The sequence below is a fragment of the Streptomyces sp. NPDC039430 genome, from assembly GCF_055639435.1.
The window spans coordinates 222,825-239,639 of record NZ_JBVKAK010000004.1; the positions used below are offsets into that span (position 1 = coordinate 222,825).

General features: G+C 72.7%; 11 protein-coding genes. 1 reads left to right on the plus strand and 10 read right to left on the minus strand.

Features of this window, described 5'->3' with window-relative positions; genetic code table 11:
- Positions 1-52: 52 nt before the first annotated feature.
- The gene (locus ACZ7LS_RS12810; RefSeq protein ID WP_382519105.1) at positions 53-1,354 is read right to left on the minus strand and encodes an amidohydrolase; all 1,302 of its coding nucleotides are present in this window, start codon (positions 1,352-1,354) and stop codon (positions 53-55) included.
- A gap of 157 nt (positions 1,355-1,511) precedes the next feature.
- On the opposite strand from ACZ7LS_RS12810, the gene ACZ7LS_RS12815 reads away from it, so the two are divergent.
- Positions 1,512-1,688, plus strand: a complete 177-nt coding sequence (locus ACZ7LS_RS12815) for a thiazolylpeptide-type bacteriocin (RefSeq protein ID WP_129766434.1) — start codon at positions 1,512-1,514, stop codon at positions 1,686-1,688.
- A gap of 90 nt (positions 1,689-1,778) precedes the next feature.
- Here the strand turns inward: ACZ7LS_RS12815 and ACZ7LS_RS12820 are convergent, their stop codons facing one another.
- The 9 genes from ACZ7LS_RS12820 to ACZ7LS_RS12860 form a co-directional block, all read right to left on the minus strand.
- Positions 1,779-3,707 (minus strand): TOMM precursor leader peptide-binding protein, encoded by a 1,929-nt coding sequence (locus ACZ7LS_RS12820; protein WP_385129854.1) that lies wholly within the window; start codon positions 3,705-3,707, stop codon positions 1,779-1,781.
- 50 nt (positions 3,708-3,757) lie between these two features.
- On the minus strand, positions 3,758-4,513 hold the full coding sequence (locus tag ACZ7LS_RS12825; RefSeq protein WP_382519103.1) for an ABC transporter permease: 756 nt from the start codon (positions 4,511-4,513) through the stop codon (positions 3,758-3,760).
- The gene (locus ACZ7LS_RS12830; RefSeq protein ID WP_385129661.1) at positions 4,510-5,511 is read right to left on the minus strand and encodes an ABC transporter ATP-binding protein; all 1,002 of its coding nucleotides are present in this window, start codon (positions 5,509-5,511) and stop codon (positions 4,510-4,512) included. Before ACZ7LS_RS12830 ends, ACZ7LS_RS12825 begins: the two co-directional genes overlap by 4 nt.
- Positions 5,512-5,540: 29 nt before the next feature.
- Entirely contained in the window at positions 5,541-6,665 is a 1,125-nt protein-coding gene (locus ACZ7LS_RS12835) for a peptidase M50 (RefSeq protein WP_385129663.1), read from the minus strand.
- Complete coding sequence (locus ACZ7LS_RS12840) at positions 6,662-7,789, minus strand: lantibiotic dehydratase C-terminal domain-containing protein (RefSeq protein WP_385129665.1); 1,128 nt, start codon at positions 7,787-7,789, stop codon at positions 6,662-6,664. The genes ACZ7LS_RS12835 and ACZ7LS_RS12840 overlap by 4 nt, the downstream gene beginning before the upstream one ends.
- Positions 7,777-10,668 carry a lantibiotic dehydratase gene (locus ACZ7LS_RS12845; RefSeq protein ID WP_385129667.1) on the minus strand — a complete coding sequence of 964 codons (2,892 nt, stop codon included), beginning with the start codon at positions 10,666-10,668 and terminating at the stop codon, positions 7,777-7,779. The genes ACZ7LS_RS12840 and ACZ7LS_RS12845 overlap by 13 nt, the downstream gene beginning before the upstream one ends.
- Positions 10,669-10,673: 5 nt before the next feature.
- A complete protein-coding gene (locus tag ACZ7LS_RS12850) occupies positions 10,674-12,293 on the minus strand; it encodes a SagB/ThcOx family dehydrogenase (protein WP_382968308.1) in 1,620 nt (539 codons plus the stop codon).
- A gap of 135 nt (positions 12,294-12,428) precedes the next feature.
- A complete protein-coding gene (locus ACZ7LS_RS12855; RefSeq protein ID WP_385129856.1) occupies positions 12,429-14,369 on the minus strand; it encodes a TOMM precursor leader peptide-binding protein in 1,941 nt (646 codons plus the stop codon).
- A 31-nt stretch (positions 14,370-14,400) separates the two neighbouring features.
- Complete coding sequence (locus tag ACZ7LS_RS12860) at positions 14,401-16,773, minus strand: TOMM precursor leader peptide-binding protein (protein WP_385129669.1); 2,373 nt, start codon at positions 16,771-16,773, stop codon at positions 14,401-14,403.
- Positions 16,774-16,815: the final 42 nt, after the last annotated feature.

Here is a 16,815-nt window from a genome sequence, read left to right on the forward strand (position 1 = left end):
TCACCGGTGGCCGGTTACCGGGTCGGGCCGGGTCCCGGAGCGTCCCGGCGGCTCACTCCCCGGGTCCGGCGCCGCCCTTCAGCCAGCACAGCGCCGCCGACGTCATGGCGGTGATCCCGGCGGGCAGCGCGGTACGGATGTCCGGCGCGAACTCCGGTGAGTGGTTGGGCGGGAGGGCCGCGAGCTTCTCCTCGGCCGAACCAGGGGTCCGCGCCCAGGTCCGCGGGCCCACCACGCCGGTCATCCAGTAGGCGAGCGGGATCCCCGGCATTCCGTGCACGGACACCCCCGCGTCCCCGTACAGCGGGAAGTCCTCGCTCGCCATGGCCGGCGGCCAGAGGGCCACCCGCTCGCGGCCGTAGAGCCGCAGATGGGCATCGCGTACGAGCTCCGTTGCCCGGGGGTCGGGATGGGTCACCGGGGAGCGGGAGACGACCGTGATCTCCGGGTCGCGGGGGCAGCCGGACGCGGCGCACTCCGCCCGTACAATCCGTTCCACCGAGGCCGCCATCCGGTCGAGCGCGCGCTCCGACATGGCGCGGACGGTGATGCCGAGCGTCGCCCGGTCGGGGATGAGGTTGCCGCCGGATCCGGCGTGGAAGGACCCGACGTTCAGCACGGCGGGTTCGGTGGGGGCGGACTCGCGCGCCACCACGCTCTGGAGCCGCAGGACCGCCGCCGCCGCGGTGACCACCGGGTCCACCGCCAGCTGCGGGGTGCCGGCATGGCCGGCCCGGCCGTGGACGACCACCTCGAAACCGGCGCTTCCGGCGAGCATCGGACCGTACCCGTGGGCGACCATGCCGGACGGCAGCGGGGCGGTGTGCTGGGCGAGGACCACATCGGGCCGGCCGAAGCGCTCGTACAGCCCGTCCGCCAGCATGGCCCGCGCCCCCACGAGGGTCTCCTCCGCGGGCTGGCCGATGATCACCACCGTCCCGCGCCACCGGTCCCTGGCGCGGGACAGCAGCGACGCCGCGCCCGCCGCCGCGGCCAGATGCAGATCATGGCCGCATGCGTGCATGGCCGGGCCCTCGCTCGCGTACGGCAGCCCGGTCCGCTCCGTGACCGGCAGCGCGTCCAGTTCGGCGCGGATCAGCACGCGCGGTCCGTCCCCGTTGCGCAGGACGCCGACGACGCCATGGCCGCCGATCTCTCCCGTGACCTCGTAGCCCGCTTCCGTCAGCCACTCCCCCAGCCGGGCGGCCGTGCGCCGTTCCTCGCCGGAGAGTTCGGGGTGGCGGTGCAGGTCAAGACAGAAGGCGGCCGCCGGACGGAGGATCCCCCGTATCCCGTCCAGGACAGGGGTGTTCTCGCCGGGGTACGCGACGGGTACGTGGTTCACCCGGCCCATCGTGCGGTACGGACACGGCGGGTGACCTACAGACCGCTGACACGATCGGTCAGTGGAAGACCCGCCGATGTGGAAGTGGGGTCGGCTGGAATACCCGTGGCACGACAAGGGACCGCCGGGGAAAGCCCGGTGGCCCGGCCTCCCTCTAGGAGTCACCATGGCTGACAAGAGCCCCCTCGCCTCCCTCGCCGACGAGATCATGGAGCTTGAGTCGGAGACCTTCGAGATCTCGGACTACTCGGACGCCAGCGAGGTCGTGCTCGCGGGCTCCACCAGCTGCAGCTCGACGTCGACCTGCTCCTCGACCACCAGCACCACCTCCTGCAGCGCCTGATCCTCCGCGCTCCGCACGGCGGACGGGCGGTACCCGCGACCTTCCGCGCGGGTACCGCCCGTTCTGTCATGTCCGGCCCCATGACCGTGGTCAGGGGAACGGATGCGGCACGAGCCTGATCTCCGTCTCCGTCAGCTCCCGGTCGCGCAGCCCCGCCCGGAACGCGGCGCTCCGCAGTCGCGGCATACGCGGCGCGCGCTGACGCGACCAGCCGAAGTCGATCGGCAGCAGGCCGGGGACGATCGTGGCCACCGTCCGCAGCCCGATGCGGTGCTGTTCCGGGGTGGTCTGGTCGACGACGATGACATCGTGTCCCGCCCGTACCAACGCGTCGCGGCAGTAGGCCACATCGTCACGCAGGTCGCCCGTCCGTGGCCGCTCCCGCTCCTCCCAGTCGCGGTACACCTCCGCCATCGGCCGCACGGCGGAGGGCTCCAGATAGCTGCGGACGTGCTCCGCCATCCTCGGCAGTCCGTAGAGCTGGGCATGGTCCTTGAGGTGCAGCACCTTCCCGAAGTCCTCGGCCATGGCCTCCAGTTCGTCCCGCCGCTCGGCCACCTGCCGGGGCAGATGCGGAATGTAGGTGAGCACCTCGGAGAGGGCGCCCTCCAGGGCCGCCGCCGGATCCAGGCTCGCGCCGGCGCCGAACGAGAAGGTGCCGGGGCCGCCGTCGCGCCGGACCGCCAGGCCCGTGACGACCGGTACGCCGAGGTCGATCCGGTTGTCGAAGGCGTGGACGTCATAGCCCTGGAGCGCGGCCCGGTCGATCATGGTGCGGACGGTACGGTCGCCGAGGGAGTCCAGATCGATCTCGGTGAGCGGGGTGGCCCCGTACCAGGCGACCAGGAACGCGTCCCGCTCGATGAGTTCGAGGAGCCCGCCCAGGATCGCCTCCTCCAGACAGCCGCCGATCGCACAGCCGTTGGAGCACTCGAAGACGAAGTTGTCGGAGGCGAGGCCCGCGCTGTAGTGGACGAGCCGGGCCGGGACCAGGACCGGGCGCTCGTCGCGCAGGGAGTGGCCCCAGACCCAGGGGATGGGCCGGTCGGGGTCGAAGGGGCTGACCATCGGGTCGTCGCGGTAGGTCCCGGGCGCGTAGAAGCCGCACGCGGCGGGATCGAGGGCGTCCTCGCCGAGGTCGCTGTAGGCCGCGGTGAGCAGGGCCGTGCCGGTGCGCCGGTGCGTACCGGCGTACCGCTCCAGGCCCTCCAGAAAGGCCAGATCGCGGCTGGCGTCGAAGCCGTTGGCCTGGCCGCTCCAGGTGACATCGGTCAGCCCCGCGTACCCGCGCATGAAGACGCTGCCCGCGACCGGCGCGGTGGTGGGTGAGGTGACGTTGATCCAGGTGCCCGCGCCGAGGACACCGGAGACGGGGTTGGCGAGCGCCGCGACCGGCATCGGGTACGCGGACGCCGGGCGCAGCCGGTAGGTGTCCGGGGCGGGCTTGGGCCGGCTCACCGGGCCGAGGCCCGCCTCGGCCGGGCTGTCCGTGCCGCGTGGCCCGCAGTGCGGGCAGAGCGGATCGGCGAGCAGCGGATAGGTCCGCACCTGGAGCGTGGCGAGGTCGAGGCTCGACACCTGGGGGAGGGACCGGTCGGCCGCGCCGGGACCCGGCGGGAGCACGGCGCCCGGGAGGAACACCGCGCGGTGCAGCGCCTCCACCGCGTCCAGGGCGTACGGGGTGAGCCGCGGCCAGTGGCCGGCCGCGCGGGTGCGCGAACCGGTCTCCAGGGCGTCCCGCTCCGTACGGGTGCGCAGCCGCTGCCAGCGCATGGCCAGACACTGGCCGCAGGCGGCGGTCGCGTCGTCGCCGCCCCAGGGGCCCACCAGCACGGCCCCCGAGGTGAGATGGACGGTGGCGCCGGGGCGTACGGCGGCGTGGCGGTCCTCGCCCCGGTGGCCGAGCACGTCTCCGGCGCCGAGGGGGACCACGGCCGGCCCGGCGGCCGGGGCGAACCGCAGGGCCAGTTCCCGTCCCAGCAGTTCGCGCGCGGCCTCCAGCGGAACGCCGTCCGGCACCGCGTCGGTGCCGCCGTGGGCGTCCGTCGAGGGCGTTGTCGTTGTCGTCGTCACGTGGAGTTGCTCCAGCGGAACGTCTTCAGGGCCAGCGCCCCGAAGATGACGGTGAAGACGGCCAGGCCGCCGCATCCGAGGGCGATGTCCCCGAGGTCGCCCCGGCCCGAAAGGGCCGCGGACACCGCGTCGTTGAGATAGCGCAGCGGCAGCACCCGCGAGACGGACTGGAGCCAGGACGGCATCATGTCCAGCGGCAGGAACGAGCCGGAGAGGAAGGCCATCGGCACCATCAGGCAGTTGGCGATGGCCGCGACCGCCTCGGGCGTGCCGGCGTACGAGCCGATGACCACGCCGATGGTGAGGAACGCCGTGATGCCGAGCACCAGCACGGGCAGCGCCAGCGGCCAGCGGGCGTTCAGCTCCAGTCCGAACAGCGGCAGCATCGCCACCGCGATGAACACCACCGCCTGGAAGATCCCCACGCCGAGGGCGAGCACGTAGCGGGAGCCGAGGACCGACGACAGCCGGGTGGGCGTCATCCGGATCAGCCGCAGCAGATCGTCGCGGCGCCACTGCATCAGGGTGAAGGCGACGCCGAAGACGGCGGCGTTGGCGACACCCCAGGACATGACGCCCGGCGCGATGTAGGAGATGTAGGGACGGCCGGTCTCCTCCACCTCCTGGCCCCGGAAGATCAGCCCGAAGACGACCAGGAAGAGCAGCGGGAAGGCGAAGGTGAAGAAGAGGGTGGCCTTGTCCCGGACCTGCGCCCGGTAACCGGCCCCCGTCAGTGCTGCGTACGCGCTCATCCCCGCTGCTCCGTGTCGTTGGTGTCCGTGGTGTCCGTGGTGTCCGTGGTGGCGGTGGGATCGGGGGCGCCGGTCAGTTCGAGGTAGACGTCCTCCAGCGTGGCGGTGCGGGTCTGGACGCCGTCCAGACCGCCGAGCGCGTCGACCGCCTGGAGGACCTTCCCCGACTCGGCCGTCTCCAGTACGAGGGAGCCGCCCTGCTCGGTGACCCGGTCGACCCCCGGGATGGCCGCCGCGTCCTCCTGGCTCATCCGTTCCGCCGGGATCAGCAGACGGGTCGGCGCGCCGGCGGCGGTGACCAGATGGTGCGGGGAGTCCAGCGCCACGACCGAACCGGCCACGAGAATGGCGACCCGGTCGCAGAGCGCCTCGGCCTCGTCCAGATGGTGGGTGGTGTAGACGATGGTGCGGCCCTCGCTCTTCAGCGCGCGCAGCACCTTCCACAGATCGCGGCGGGCCTGCGGGTCCAGGGCGGCGGTCGGCTCGTCCAGGAAGATCAGCTCGGGGCCGTGGACCAGGGCCGAGGCGATGGCCAGGCGCTGGCGCTGGCCGCCGGAGAGGTTCTCGACCATGACATCGCGCTGCTCTGACAGCCCGACGGTGCCGAGCGTGCCGTCCGCGTCGGCGCGGCTCGCCCCGTACAGCGCGGCGACCGTACGCAGGTGCTCGCGCGCGGTCTGACGTACGAAGAAGGCGGACGACTGGGTCTGGACGCCCAGCCGGGGCAGCAGCGCCACATTCCTCGGCCAGGGGGACTGGCCGAGGACCGAGACGGTCCCGGAGTCCGCCTGCCGCAGGCCCTCCATGATTTCGACGAGGGTGGTCTTCCCCGCGCCGTTGGGGCCGAGGAGTCCGAAGAACTCCCCGCGGCCGACCTGGAGTGACACCCCGTCGACGGCCTGCCGGTCCCCGTATCGTTTGCGTACCTCCTCGACGACGATCGCCGCTCCGGTGGCCGTCTCGTGCGGCACGGACTCCTCGGTCCTGGCCTCGCTCATGTGCTTCTGCGCCCCTCGGGGGTTGTGGGTCAGTGAACTAGTAGGAAGGAGAGGCCTGTTGCCAGAGCCGCCACCAGGGAAAGGACGAGCAGGGCCGACCCCACCCCGTAGGAGAGATAGACGACGCGGGCACGGCGCGGGTACGCCGCGGCGGCCGGCCGGTCGCTGAGGCACAGCCGCAGAAAGCGGCCGGACTCCGGCGCGAGACCGGAGACGCGCAGGGTGTGGCCGAGCATCGTGTAGCCGTCGAGCGGAGGCAGGGGAAGCAGGTTGACGAGTGCCTGGAGACTGCCGAGCAGCAGCAGTCCGGACAGCACCCTGCGGGTGGGGTCCCCCTCGGGGAGCGCGGCCCACCAGGCCAGGAACGGCAGCAGGAAGAGCAGATTGGCGAAGGCGCCCGCGCCCGCCACCGCGAGCTGATGCCAACGGGTGCGCAGATAGCGGTAGTTGTCGACGGTGCAGTACATCACGGCCATGGGCAGCCGCCAGCGCAGCCCGATCTCGCTGACGGTACCCCCGTAGTGCCGGGCGCTCACCCCATGGGCCAGTTCGTGCAGCGCCGTGCTCAGCCAGAGCAGGGTGAAGACCGCGATCAGCGCGACCGGCCGGCGGCACAGCCACCAGGTGTCGGCGGCCAGTTCGGGCAGGTGCGTCGCGAGCAGGACCTCCATCGCCACCATGAGCCCGGCCAGCGGCAGCAGGACCGCGGCCCGCAGGGCGGGGCGCAGCAGCCGGTGCAGGCGTGCGGTGGTGGCGTCGGCGTCGGCGACCAGCCGCAGGGTGCCCCGCAGCAGGGTGCCGCTGAACGGGGTGCCGGGCGGGGTGGCGGGCGGGGTGGACGGTGCCGGCCGGGGCGGTGCGCCGGCCAGCAGTCTTCTGGCGCCCAGCAGTTGCAGCAGTCGCTGCCAGTGCGCGGCGGCGAGGCGTCTGCCGAAGGTGTCGGCGTACTCCTCGCCGATCTCCGCCAGGCTGCGGCTGCCGTCGAGCCGGGAGATCAGGAAGTACTCCTTCGCCCCGACCTCGAAGGCCGCGCCGCCCTCCGGCTCCTTGATCAGGTGCACGGTGGCGGGTCCGTGCAGCAGGGCGGGGCTCAGCAACGTGCCGGGGCGCAGCGCCGGGCGCTGCGCGAGCAGTTCCCCCGGGGTGGCGGTCATGGGATCGCCGCCGGGGCGGACGGGGTGACGGTGTCCTCGCGCAGGACCCGGCCGAGTACATGGGAGAGATACGCCTCGTCGCGGATCGTCACATGCAGCCGGTTGTTCGTCATGTGCATGTACGGGGAGAGCAACAGCGGCAGCGCCACGGCGGGATCGGTGACGCGCTCGTCGCGCGTACCGTCCCAGGAGCGGAACACCAGCTCGCCGCCCACGGTCAGTTCCTCGGCGCGGGCGCGCAGTGCGAGGCAGTGTTCGGCCCAGCCGCGCAGGAAGGCGGGCAGCGCGCCGAGTTCACCGGTGCGGACGGCCCGCCGGATCCCTTCGAAGCGGCGGCCGAGGCCGGGAGCCATCGCGGCGTAGTTCTTGTCGTACTCCTTCGACCCGATGAAACCGGTGCCGGGGAAGGCCTTGTGCCAGAACTCGTAGTAGCGGTCCAGGTAGGCCCCCAGTTCGTCCCGGTCGGGCAGGAAGCAGCCGGCCATGACCATCATCAGCTGGGCGGACGTACCGAGCAGCACGGTACGCAGATGCAGGTTCATGGTGCGGAAGGCGTCCATGACGAGATCGCTGGAGTACGCGAAGTGCCACTCGGCCAGCTCGATCCCGGCCGGGCCGCCGTACTTGCCGTACTCGGGTTCGTACGGTTCGTAGGAGAAGGAGTTGTTGGGCCGCAGGTTCATCCGGCCGTCCTCGTTCATGAACGCGCCGCGGTCGCCCTCCGGGAACTCGATCTCGAAGAGGGTGTTGTAGAACTCGTTGAGGAACCCGGAGTCCACCTCGTAGAGGGCGGGGCGGGCGTGGAGGAAGCCGCTGATGGCCTCCTCGGCGCGGCGCCGCACCTCGGGGGTGGCCGTGGCGTCGACGGGCTTGAGGCGGAGGCGGACGTGCGGCCCCTCCAGCCAGTAGTTGATGAAGAAGTGGCCGGCCAGCAGGCCGTCGGCGCTCAGGCCGGCCACCAGCGGGCGGACACAGTTCACCAGCAGGGGCTGCGGGTTGGCCGCGTAGAAGATGTGGATGGCCTGCCAGCCGGCCGCGCCGGTGGCGGGGCCGGAGGCGAGGACGCCGGCGGGTGCGGGTGTGGGGGCCGGTGTGGGGCTCGGCGCGGGGGTCAGCTCTGGCATGTCGGTGCGCCCTCTCTGCGTCGGGTCGAGGTGAAGGTCTCCACGGCCAGCTCGGCCACATGGCTGCCGCGCGCGGAGCGGACATGCAGCCCGTCGCGTCCGGGGAGCATCTCCCGCAGGACGACCCGGTCGTCCGGGTGCGCCGGCAGTGCTTCGAGGGCGGTGAGGGAGAGGACGCTGTCGAAGTCCACGTACTGCGGCTTGGCTCCCGCACCGCCCCTGGGGCCGCTGGACACGGTGGCGAACACCTGGTCGGGCAGGGCGTGTTCGCGCCGCCAGCGCTGCCAGCCGAGGAACCACTCCTCGTCGCCCGTGCCGGGCCGGCGGACCGGCAGCGCGCCGGCCGTCGTGGTCCAGCTGCGGCGGCTCAGGACGACCTCGCCGTGCAGCACCCGGGGCCGCGTGGTCACACCGCCGCGCGCCTCGCCCTCCGGGACGCCGCCCCAGACGTCCAGGGGCGCCATCGAGGTCGGGGACATCAGCAGGAGCGTACGGGGGATCTCGGGCAGGGCGAGCGGCACCAGATAGCCGAGATAGACGGGGACGACCTCGCGGCCGAGCCGGGTGGAGCGCAGCACCAGCCGGTCCGTCTCCGCGTCGTGCTCGACATGAAGATCGTCGAGGTGGACGCGCCGGTCCTCGGGGACGGTACTGGACTCCCCGGGACAGACGATCTCGTAGTCGGTGAGCGGGCTGTGCAGATTGAGATTGCTGGTGACCGCTCCTCCGGTGATCTCGGCCAGCACCGCTCCCTCGGGAGTGATGGCGGCGGCGGTGTCGCGCAGCCCGCGCGAGAAGGCCCCGGACCGCTCCTCGGCCCGCTGCACCGGGCCGGGCATGACGTCGGCGCCGGCCGCGTCCTGCGTGGCGCGTGTGGCGTCCGTGTCGTAGACGTGGGTGAAACGACTGAAGGGGAACGAGAGTCCGCCATACGAGCGGTTGAGCACGACGAGCGGCGCGCCGTCCCTCTCGGTGAGCTGGAGATGGTGACACTGCGGTGCGAAGTCGGCGGCGACCGGGGCGAGTTCGTCCGCGACAAGCCCGAGGTCCCGTTCGTCGAGCCGGATCTCGTCCGCGTCCGCGTGCTCCTCCCGGAGCCGCCGCATCCGGTCGATGAACGTACGCCGCGCCGCGTCGATCGCGCGGATACCCGGGAGTCCGAGCCAGTTCTCCTCCGGCACGTACGCACCACGGTCGTCGAACGGCCGCCGTTTGCCCGCGAACGACAGGTACTGGTCGAAGAAGTCCTCGTGGAAGTCGTGGACGAGACCCAGAAGATCGTCGCACCGGCCGCCACGGCCGTAGCGCGCCACGAAGAAGCCCTTGAAGGTGACCCGCTGAGGGAGCGTCAGGTCGAAGGCGGGGAGTATCCGTTCGACGGAGCGCAGTGCCCCGCCGGCCGTCCCGGTCCAGGCGCCGAGCCCGCAGGCCGCCTCACGGCCGGCGCTGACGTCCTCGTAGAGGAGAGTCTGTGGCAGGGTCGCCTCCGTCGCGCCCAACTGGTCCTGGCCCGCCCGCAGTCCGGCGCGCAGTTCACGCAGCAGTTCCGCCCGTTCGGCGCGGCCGGCGGAGGGAAAACGGCCGATGGCGCGGACGGGCCCGTCGAAGGCGTCGGCCAGCCGGTCGGCCCAGGGGCGCCCGAGGGTGCGCAGCGCGCTCTGGAAGGAGCGCAGTGGATCGGGGCTGTGGACGTCGGTGTCCAGGCACGGCACCCGCACCAGTCCGAGCTGGAGCAGCGCGGCCACATATGTCTCGCACTGCGCGGGCTCGGCGTCGTGCTCGGTACGGAGCCACTCCACCAGTTCGCCGTAGCGCAGCTCGTCCCGTCCCTCGAACACACCGAGCAGCCGGTCCAGCGTGCCACTGCGGCGAAGATAGAACAGCCGGTCCTTCACCGCGTCGAAGGTCACCGCGGCCGAGTCGTCGCCGGCGCTGACCCACTGGCGTACGTACCGGATCCGGTCGTCGTCCCGCTCCCAGCCGGAGGCCGGCCGTACGGGCAGATCGGCCCGCCGGGCGGGATCGGCGAGGATCAGTTCGGCGAACCGGCCCAGCACGACGACATTGAGCCGCACATGGCTCGACCACGCGTCGTCGACCCGGATGGTGGCGTCCGCGGCGTCGTGGAACACGCCGGTGGCGACACCGGTGAAGGTGCTGAACGGGCTGGTCTTGCAGGCCGTCCGGTACAGATACGACAGCACCGACCGCTCGATCTTCCGCATCCGCTTGTCGGGGGACACACCTGCCGCGGCTCCCGCCCCGGCCTTGCCGATATAGGCGTCGAGCTGTCCCTCCAGGGTCGGGGAGGCCAGCAGGAGACCGCAGCGGAGCCGGTCCTCGGCGAGGAGCCCGCGCAGCGCGGCCCGGGTCCTGTCGAGATCGGCGGCGAGCAGTGGCGCGCCCTCGGCGCGCAGCTTCTCCAGATGGCGCCGGTCCCGCAGCCACTCGGCCGTCGCCTCCGCCGCGCGGGGAGCGAGTCCCGCGACCAGCCGGACGGCCGCCTCGGGATCCGCGGGCAGCCGGTTGTTGAAGATCTGGCGGCGCAGACCCAGCAGTTCACGGCGCTGGGCCGCGCCCGTACCGTCCGGCGCGACATCGGTGGTGCTCACCACCTCGTGCAGCAGATCGCTCAACCCGGCCGCACGGGCCCCGAGCCGGTCCTCGGCCGCCAGGACATCGTCCGCCCACCGGCGGCTGTCGTCGCAGCGCAGCGCCTCGACGGACTCGACGGGCAGCCCCGCGACGCGCAGCATGAAGCGGCGGCCCGGTTCCCAGCCGGCATCCGTCGTGTGCGTATCGGGTGCGGTGTGCGTATCGGGTGCGGTGTGCGTGTCCGGTGCGGTGTGCGTGTCCGGTGTCATCAGTCGTTCCCCCATGCCGGTCAGCCGATCTCGTAGCGGAAGTCGGCCGGCCGTGTCCGCTCATTGCCGAGCAGCATGATCAACAGGGGCTTCTCGCCGGTGCGTTCGAGACCCAGCTCCTCGATGTACGAGATGTTGTCGAAGCCCAGGGCGACGCCCGCACCGAGCCCGAGGGCGGAGGCCACGGTGTAGAAGGTCTGCGCGACGGCCCCGATGGTGCCGTTCACCAGCCGGTAGCCCCGGTCCCCCACCGCGTCCAGGACGGCGGCGGTGCGGATGGTGGGGACGATCACCACGCCGGCCTGTTCCAGGTTGTAGTTGGAGAGGAAGTAGTTGCGCTGGAGGAACGGTCCCGGCGGGCCCGTCACCACCGGGCGCAGGGCGTGTCCGGCGGGATCGTAGGCGTACGCGCCGGGCGCCACTCCCTCGACGTGGTTGATGAACGCGTACAGCGTGACCAGGCCCGGAGCGGCGGAGCCACCCGGCTCGGCGGGCTGTTCGGTGTCGCCGCCGAGCGAAGCCGTGACGCAGGCGTCGAGGGTGGCCGCCAGTTGCGCGGTGGTGACCGGGCGGGACGCGTCGAAGCGGCCGAAGCTGCTGCGCCGCTCCCGCAGGGCGTCGCGCACACTCACCGTCGGCGACTCGGGCTCCGGCAGCGCGACGGGCGTGGCCGTCCCGCTGGGCGGGATCGCGGCCGCCGGGGCGAGCGCGCCCGGCTCCGGGCGGTCGGTCGCGGCTTCCGCCGTCGCCGCGTGGATGCGCTGGAGGGTCTCGAAGCGCAGGACCGTACGGGAGCGTTCGACGTCGGTGTGCCGGACGGCGGGGACGTCGGCGAGAGCGGCGGTGGAGAGCCCGGCGCTGGGCTCGGCGCCCTCCCAGGCCAGCGGGACGACCGCGAAGACGCCTTCTTCCTCATGGGGCACACCCAGCACGTGGCTCAGCCTCTCCTCGTCGAACCACAGCGCGGGTTCGACACTCAGCCCCTGCGCGCGGGCCCAGATACGCCAGGTCCCGACGATCGCCCCGAGATCCATGCTCACCGCGTGGAAGGAGAAGCTGTTGTACTTGAACGCGTTCTGCCAGTACTTGATGCCCAGGACCAGGAACTGGTCGCGGTCCGTGCCCGCCGCACCCTCGCCGAGCGCCGCCCGTACCTCACCGGTCACATCGCCCGCGAGCAGCCGCTGCATGGAGTGGTGCGGGGCCGAGTAGTAGTGCACGCCCGGGGTCCGCGGCCCGCTGGGGCCGGAGACCCAGTAGACGCTGACCGGGTAGAGACCGCCGCCGGAGGCCGTGCCCCGGGACCAGTTGGCCTGGGTGTAGTGCGGCAGCGCGGCGAGGTCGGTATTGGTCTGGACACCGAGCCGGCGTCCGGTCAGACCGTAGGAGTCGCGCAGCATCCCGGAGAGCGAGCCCAGGGTGAACGGCCGCTGTGCGTGGCCCGGTTCGGCGGGCCGGCAGCCGGCCGCCACGGTCGCCCACTCGGGGAAGTCCGTGTCCGGCAGCGGGAAGGACTCGACGCCGGGGTAGAACTTCGCCTTCCTCGGCCGATCCGCCCAGTCGGGGACGAAATCGGCGGGCTCCATCGGGATCCGGCCGCGCTGCATGATCGCGGCCGCATAGTCATGGGCGTAGCCCACGGGACCCTCCTCTCTGCTGGACGGTGCTGTGCTGAACGGTTCGGTGCCGGTCGGTTCGGTGCTCGTCGATTCGGTGCTCGTCGGTTCGGTGCTGGACAGTTCGCTGCCGGCCGGGCTCAGGCACTGGACGGTGGATCACGGGAAGGGGTGCGGGGCCGGGTTGATGTCGTCCGGTCCCAGATCGTGGTCGCGCAGTCCCGCCGTACGCAGGGCGGTGCGCAGCCGGGGCATGGTGCGGGCGCGCTGCCGGGACCAGCCGAAGTCGATCGGCAGCAGTCCCGGGACGAGCACGCTGACGGTGTACAGCCCGAGCGTGCGCTGCTCGGGCATGGTCTGGTCGACCACCACCACGTCGAAGCCGGCTCCGGTCACCGCGTCGACACAACGCCGCAGATCCTCGCGCAGATCCTCGGCGGCCATGGCGCCGGAGGGGTCCGGCCAGCGCAACTCGCTTACGGCGCAGGGTGGTTCGGGGGCGACTCCGTGCCGGTGCGGACTGTCCGGGTCCAGCAGGAATCCGGCGTGCTCGCCCATCTCCGGCACGCCGTACACCAGGGGATGGTCGTGCAGCGCCGTCACCCGGCCGAAGTCCGCCGCCATGGCGCGCAGCCGGGACTCGTCGCGCTCGGTGCGGTCCCGCAGGTTCACGGCGTCGGTCGCGATCTCGCAGAGTGCCGAGTCGAGCGCGGACTCGGGGTCGAGCCCGGCGCCCGCGCCGAAGCACATCCGGCCGGGTCCGCCGTCGAAACGCTCGGCCACGGCGGTGACCACCGGGACCGGGAAAGTGATCCGGGTGTCGAAGAACCGTGCCCGGTAGCCGTACATCGCCAGCCGGTCGACCATGTGCCGGGTGGAGGCGCGGGTGCTGGTGGCCGGGTCGATCTCGGGCAGCGGCTGCTGTCCGTACCAGGCGAGGAGGAAGGCGTCGCGCTCGATGACCTCCATCAGTCCGAAGTAGACCGCCTCCTCCAGACAGCCGCCGGAGGCACAGCCGTTGGAGCTCTCCTGCACGAACCGGTTCTCCAGGCCCGGTGCGTGATAGTACGTCAGCACCTCGGGGACCAGCCGCGGCTGCTCGTCACGCAGGGAGTAGCCCCATACCCAGGGGATCTCCCGGTCGGGCGCGAACGGGCGTACCCGTGGGTTGGCCCGGTAGAAGTCCGGTGCGTACAGGCCCACTTCGCGGGGGTCGACGGCCTCGGCGCCGAACCGGTCGAGCGTTCCGGTGACGCTGGTGATCCGGGAGCGCGCCCGCATCCCGGCGTAGCGCTCCATGCCTTCGAGCACACCGATCCGGTTGCTGTGCCCGAAGGAGTCGGCGTGGCCGCCCCAGAACGTCTCGCGCAGATACTCGCCGGAGCGCATCGAGAAGCAGCCGATGGTCGCGGAGGTGGAGGTGGAGGAGACGTCATGGACCACGGACGGCCCGAGCGCGCCGCACACCGGGTTGGCGAACGCGGCGACGTCGATGCCGTACGCCTCGATGGGCCGCAGCCGGAAGGAGCCCGGCCGGTGCTTGCGGGCGGGACGGAGGGTGATCCGGGCGTCCTCGGCGGTATCGGTACGGGGCGTGGCGCAGCGCGGGCATTCGGGGTCGGGCACGAGCGGGTAGTGCCGGACGGTGAGGGTCCGCAGATCCACCAGCCGGATCTCGGGGAAAGGGCCCGCAGGGGCCGGCGGCTGTTCGCGCAGGGCGGTGACGAGCGCGGCCACGGCGTCCGTCGCGAACGGTGTGGCGTAGGGCCACTCCCCGGCCGCCCGGGTCTCCCCGCCCAGTTCGAGGGCGTCGCGCAGCGCCACGGACCGTACGGCCTGCCAGCGGCGGGCGAGGCAGTGGGAGCAGGCCGGCGCCGGCGCGCCGTCGGCCCCTGGCACGGGCCCGATGACGGCGTGCGCGCCGTACAGCCGGACCGGGACCGACGCGTCGGTGTGCTGCCCGGCGGCGTCCCGCCCGGTCGGCCCGCGGTCCGCCGACCGCCGGCCGGCGGTGTCGTGTCCGGGCGCGAACGCGTCGTGCGTACCGAGCGCGCCGACGCTCACCCCGGGCCCGCCGAGCCGTCCCAGGGCCTGACGCAACAGGTCCTCCGCCGGGCGGACATCGAGTGTGCTAGGCGCCACGGGATGCCTCCGCGGTGAGGAGCACGCGGGCGGTCCTGATGCCCGCGGTGGCCAGGTCCGCGGAACCGGTGTCCACCATCAGGGCGTCGCGTCCCGCCGCCCGGAGCCGGTCGAGCACCTCGGACCAGCCGGTCACCGCCCGGGACGCGACGGCCCCGGTCCCCTCGGTGTCGGTGGCGTGGAGGGTCGTCGCGGCGAGGTCGCGGAGCAGCGGGTCGCCGAGGTCGAACGGCGCGGCCGTCTCCTCCCGGCCCAGCTGCACCTGCCCCAGCAGATCGCGCAGCGCGGCGACAGCGGCGCGCCGCGCGTCGAGGTCGCTGCCGACGGCCCAGTGTCCGGCTCCCCGCGCGAGCAGCACATGCGCCCCGGAGCGGCCGCTCTCGCCCAGGTCGAGCAGGTCCAGCTCGATGCCGAGGACGGCCGCGGACCGGATGAGGAAGGTGAGTTCGGCATCGGCCCCCTCCCCCTCCGCGAGCGGCTTCAGCGGCACCCTGCTCGCCGTAGCGCCCCGCAGGGTGCGGCACAGCGCGTCATGGGCGAGGGCGGAGAGCAGGCCGTCGGCCGCGGCGTCCGCCGCCGTGGCGCCCGCTCCCGTCCCGGCGCGCGTCGGCTCGAACAGCCGGTCGGCGTTGTGGGGGCCGAAGGTGCGTACGGCCGCGGCCGGGACGAGGATGTGCTCCTTGGTGAGCAGCGAGACGGCCGGGGTCCAGGCCGTCACCCGCTCACCACCGGGGGCCGCGCCCGTACCCGTACCTGTCCCCGTACCTGTACCCGTACCTGTACCCGTACCTGTACCCGTGCCCGTGCCGCCGAAGAGCGTCAGCGCGGTGGGCTCCAGCGCACGCACGCTCGTGCCGAGTGACTCGACCTGATGCGCCGTCAGGATGCCTGCGGTGGGCACGACATGCTCCGCGTACACCCCGGCCGCCGCGTTCAGCGCCCGCAGCCGTGCCCCCGCGACATGGTGCACGTCGAAGGCGGCGATACGACGCGAGGCGCCGTGGCCTGTGCCGAACTCGACGAGGGTCGCCTTGAGCGGGATCTGGGTGAGCGGCTCGTCCGCGAACCGGCCGAAGACTCCGACGTGCGGCCGGACCAGGACCGAGCGGCGGTTCAGCTCCTCCACCAGTGCGTCGGCCTCCCGGGCCGTGTCGGCCGTCGGCATCGCAGGAGTGCCGCTCCCGGCCGCCGTGAGATCCACCGGGAGAGCCGACGGGAGGTCCGACGCGACGTCCAGGGGGACGTCCAGGGGCAGATCCACGGAGCCTGCCGGGGCGCCGGCCTCCGCCGTGCCGGCGCAGAACGGGCAGCGCGGGTGCGGCAGCAGGGGTTCGGCCGTGACATCGAGGGACTTCATGTCCTGGATGACCAGTTGGCCCGCGGTCTCCGCCGGCAGCGCGCCGGTGGTGATACGGAAGATCTCGTAGCCGAGCAGATTGCCGATCATCGCGGCCAGGGGGCGACTCGGGAGGTCACCGGACGGTACGGAACCGGGCAGCGCCAGCCCGCTCCAGATGTCGGCCGCCGCCGCTGCCCCGTCGTGGGAACCGACGCGCAGCGCCGCGCAGGACCAGCAGCCGGCCGTGTCGGGCGTCATCAGCGGTCCGACCACGGCGAACCGGCCGTAGGACCAGGCCGGCAGGAGTGTACGGCCCTCGGGCACGCCGGCCCGGAGCAGCGGGAACAGCCGCCGCGGGGCCGCGGGTCCCCCGGTGACCACCACGAGGTCGTACGAGGCGAGGTCCGTCCAGCTCAGGGGCTGCCCGGGGTCGTCCGCCGCGATCCGCCGCAGGTCCACGGGGCAGCCGTCGGACGCCGCCTCCCGCGCCTCGGACTCGATGGCCGTGACGCTCTCGGCTCCGAGTCCCGGCTGCACGCCGATGGTCGCGCAGCCGTTGCGGATCAGGCTGAGGACACACCAGCGGGCCACGAGCTCGTCGCCGAGCACGGCCACCCGTGCCGTACGGAAGCGGTCGAAGCGGCGCTCCGCGTCATCGGAGTAGTGGTCGACGTAGGCGATCTGCGGGGCGAAGCGCCGTGCCACGTCGGGCTGTGTGCCGTACGCCTCGTTCACGGTCGCCGGGACCGGCCGGGCGAAGTCCCGTTCGTACAGGCTCTTCACCAGCTCGCCGACCATGGAGCGCTGCTGGTCGCCGAGGCCCTGGCAGATCGCGGCGACCGAGTGCTCGCCGGTGAGATGCGGCACGATCAGTGTGGCGAACCGGTAGGCGGACTTGGCCGTCAGCTGGAAACCGCCGTCGGCGTTGTGGAAGAGCACCCCCTCCGGTGTTTCGGTGAAGAGCACGTCGCGGCGGATGCGCGGGCGGGTCGAGGCAACGGTCGCGTAGATCGCTGAGCCCATGAGAATGACACCCCTGGATGCTTGGTCAAGGTGGCCTGATCG